Source organism: Vibrio sp. MM46 (assembly GCF_027587135.1).
Classification (GTDB): domain Bacteria; phylum Pseudomonadota; class Gammaproteobacteria; order Enterobacterales; family Vibrionaceae; genus Vibrio; species Vibrio harveyi.
Genome location: NZ_JAPPTO010000064.1, coordinates 1 through 2,978, shown reverse-complemented (window position 1 = coordinate 2,978; position 2,978 = coordinate 1). Strand labels below are relative to the sequence as shown.

At 37.3% G+C, this 2,978-nt stretch carries 4 protein-coding genes; 3 read left to right on the top strand and 1 reads right to left on the bottom strand.

What is annotated here, in order from left to right; all coding sequences use genetic code 11:
* Window positions 1-88: 88 nt before the first annotated feature.
* Window positions 89-391 carry a hypothetical protein gene (locus OH459_RS27790; RefSeq protein WP_269989821.1) on the bottom strand — a complete coding sequence of 101 codons (303 nt, stop codon included), beginning with the start codon at window positions 389-391 and terminating at the stop codon, window positions 89-91.
* A gap of 252 nt (window positions 392-643) precedes the next feature.
* Here OH459_RS27790 and OH459_RS27780 point away from each other — a divergent pair, with 252 nt between their 5' ends.
* From OH459_RS27780 to OH459_RS27765, 3 genes are all read left to right on the top strand, one after another.
* Window positions 644-1,072 (top strand): hypothetical protein, encoded by a 429-nt coding sequence (locus OH459_RS27780; RefSeq protein ID WP_017819283.1) that lies wholly within the window; start codon window positions 644-646, stop codon window positions 1,070-1,072.
* 140 nt (window positions 1,073-1,212) lie between these two features.
* Window positions 1,213-1,941: a hypothetical protein gene (locus OH459_RS27775; protein WP_017819282.1), complete on the top strand. Its 729-nt coding sequence runs from the start codon at window positions 1,213-1,215 to the stop codon at window positions 1,939-1,941.
* A 157-nt stretch (window positions 1,942-2,098) separates the two neighbouring features.
* Window positions 2,099-2,978: hypothetical protein (locus OH459_RS27765; protein WP_269989810.1), on the top strand; the 880-nt coding region annotated here is incomplete at its 3' end.

The following is a 2,978-nucleotide window of genomic DNA, read 5'->3' as shown; positions in this document are numbered from 1 at the left end:
TCGCCAGAAAAAGCTAGCAATCAAAATCATGTTTCTGAGCTTAAAATTTAGTAGCTGTTTGCTTGGTACACCGATTAATCGTAGATCATCAGAGCTTAGTTCTAGCTGTTTTAAGTCCAAAGTTTTGTACCTGCCCTAGCGGTTGTTTTGTTCTTTGGTGCTTACAGAGTAGGGCAATCGAGAGTCTGTTTTTGGTTGCAACTCCGCTCGGTGAGTTTGCCGGTACAAAAGCCGATTTACTCGCTGAAGTGACGTTTTCTCTGGTGTGGTAAGTTCCACGTGGTTTCAGTGACTTCGTTGAAATTCCGCACTGTGATATTAGCTTTCCAAAAGCGCCTTTTGGTGTTGTCAGTTCGTTTTCTGCGGCGTTGTTTGTTCTAAGTGGTTTCATTGAATAGCCGCTTTGAGACTACGCCTGACTAAAGTGCATCAATGCACATAAAGTTTGTTGTTCGCAGAGTTTAGTTTGGCTTAAAATTGTCGCTCGGTGCCTCGCGACTAACAAACTGTTTAAGAGTGATTCGCAACGCGTGGCATTTTTGCTATGCGTTGCGTTTTGTGTTTAAGGTGGTATGCGGCGGCATCGGTGTTGCGTTGCTCACACCTTAACAGGGCGTTATGTTAAAGGAGAAATTCAAGCGTCATGAGATTTAATTATCGTTCTAAAAAAGATAATGAAGATGCCTTGTGGCAACTTGAGGTTGCTAAACTATATATTGACTATGCTAAATACTGTTCTACTTTATTTTCCAGTTTTTTGGCAGGACAAGTTACTCTCCTGGGAACAGTATTTTCGGAACTAAAGTCTAGAGAGTTCGCTGTTTATGCTATTCTCCTGATGGTTTTTGCAGTTATTAGCGCCTACTCTATTGCTGAGACGGAGTTAAGGAGATTAAGGGGGCAGGAAATTGACCGTGATGTTCCAAGATATGTAATTCTAAGAAAACGTTTTCCGAATCATACTTCAGTTCAAACAGGTAAGTCATTTTTAACGGGAGTTTTGGTAGTATCGTCTATTAGTTGCTACTTGTATTTTCTTTATTTAGGTAACGTGGTCAAACTACCACTTTAACATAACAAAGCGTTTAAGACAGATTCGCAACGCTCGGCATTATTAGTTTGAATCAAGTATAGTGTTTACGGTGGCATGGTTAGGTTTCATGGTTGCGTTGCTCACTACTTAACGCGGCGTTATGTGCTTTAGAGGTAAAGATGAAGAAATACAGTGCGTTTTTTGTACTTACATCATTGTTTGTAGCTGTTCCTATTATTTCATGGCTTAACAGGTTTTATAATAGTGATATCTCGTCAAACTCTGGTAAATGGGCTGATTTCGGTAGCTTTATGGGGGGGACAATCTCACCTATATTGGCATTTGTTAGTTTTGTTGCTGTGTTGTTCACAATCAAACAGCAGAAAGATAAAAATGATCTTGAGAAAGAGCTAATAGATTCTCAGGGATATTGTGCAAATGCTATTAAATGTCTAGAGAGAGCCTATGCCTTCCTATCCCATGATGATTCCGTAACGGTTCCGGTAAAAGATCGTTTGGTTTGGTTGACCACTGCACGCTTGATTTTACAATCCAAAAAGTTAGCAAGTGCCATAAGCCCAAAAGCAGTTAGCTCGTTGGCACTGTATGAATCTGAAAGGGAGTTCTGGAGTCATCGTTTTTATAAGCTAATTGATTATACAGGGATAGAATCATTTTCGAGGGATAAAGACTACTTCGCCAAGGCAAGTCAAATTATAGGCGAGGAAATCGAAGAGCGCTCAATAAAAGTTATTTATGACTTTGCTTTATCATTTGATGGGGAAAAAGACCCAATAAATGACGTCGTAGAGTACTCTCGTGATGAACTTACTAAATTTAATAGTAGCCAAAAAGGCTTGAAAGAGTACCTCGAACAGAAAATAGCAAAACGAGAAAGACGCACATAACAAACTGTTTAAGAGTGATTCGCAACGCGTGGCATTTTTATTATGCGTTGCGTTTAGTGTTTGAGGTGGTATGCGGAAGCTTCGGTATTGCGTTGCTCACACCTTAACAGGGCATTATATCACAAGGCTTAATAAGCATACAATGAAGGAAAATAAGTTGGAACAATTACAAAAAGAAGTTAGTCGATATTTTAGACTATATGGTGAGTTCTGCAAAAGACCTAATGAAGAAGTTGTCAATGATCTTGTTTCTTCAGCTTTTAGAGCTAACGAACGATTGAAAAAGGCTACTTTCAATAAAAGAACATTTGGTTTAGATGTTGATTTTTTCATTTTACGGGCGTTGCGTAATCATTTTACTCATGCAGGTGAAATTGATTCTGATTTAAAAGGGTTTAATTCTGAGTTAGTAGAAAAATTAACTCCAGAATTAAATCTAGTATGCTTAGTTCCAAAGGGGATATTGAACGTTGCTATCAATAAATCAGAAAACTTTGACTTGGCTAAAAAAGTAAATTCACAATTACAAAACTTAAGTGGCTATATTGATATTCATCCATTTATTTTTAATTTTTCAGTGAAGTTATTTGAGGAGGCATTTAGGTTAAAATTAGATGTTGATGGGGATAGTTATAAGGATATTAAACGTGCTTATAAGGTGGAGAAAATTTACGAGATTGATCATTTTATAAAGTCAGACGGGATTGATATCTCATTATTAGACTCAAGCTTTGTGGATAATTTAATACCTCTTGAAGAATTCGTTGCAAAGAAAGCTATTGTGGATGAGCATCGTGATTTGGTAGGAATGCATTTTGGTGGAAAAGAGGTAACGGCTGATGTATTTGATACAGATGAAATAATCAAACAATTAATTTTAAAAACAAAGACACTTGATGGTGCTCCTATTTCAATTTACGCTGAGTTATTAAGTGCCTTTGATTCATGGGCTCAATCTCCAACTTCTACGCGTTTAAAAAGCTTACTAGAATTGAATGATTCGTATATTAATGAAACTATCCAGAATAATCTCGATT

Excerpts from the sequence above, each read along its gene's own strand:
- OH459_RS27790 (WP_269989821.1), bottom strand. The coding sequence starts at position 391 with ATGAAACCACTTAGAACAAACAACGCCGCAGAAAACGAACTGACAACA.
- OH459_RS27780 (WP_017819283.1), top strand. The coding sequence starts at position 644 with ATGAGATTTAATTATCGTTCTAAAAAAGATAATGAAGATGCCTTGTGG.
- OH459_RS27775 (WP_017819282.1), top strand. The coding sequence starts at position 1,213 with ATGAAGAAATACAGTGCGTTTTTTGTACTTACATCATTGTTTGTAGCT.